Consider the following 272-nt stretch of genomic DNA (forward strand, 5'->3'; position numbering starts at 1 on the left):
GACCAAGAATACGAAACAAATACAGAGATTAAACTGAAGAGTTTGATCCTGGCTCAGATTGAACGCTAGCGGGATGCCTTACACATGCAAGTCGAACGGCAGCACGGACTTCGGTCTGGTGGCGAGTGGCGAACGGGTGAGTAATGTATCGGAACGTGCCTAGTAGCGGGGGATAACTACGCGAAAGCGTAGCTAATACCGCATACGCCCTACGGGGGAAAGCAGGGGATCGCAAGACCTTGCACTATTAGAGCGGCCGATATCGGATTAGC

The 272-nt window shown here is 52.2% G+C and carries 1 rRNA gene; it reads left to right on the forward strand.

From position 1 onward, the window contains the following. Nucleotides 1-30: 30 nt before the first annotated feature. Nucleotides 31-272 (forward strand): 16S ribosomal RNA (locus tag KW836_RS27720); the annotation flags it as partial.

It is taken from the genome of Achromobacter sp. ACM05, assembly GCF_019218915.1.
GTDB classification, from domain to species: domain Bacteria; phylum Pseudomonadota; class Gammaproteobacteria; order Burkholderiales; family Burkholderiaceae_B; genus Achromobacter; species Achromobacter animicus.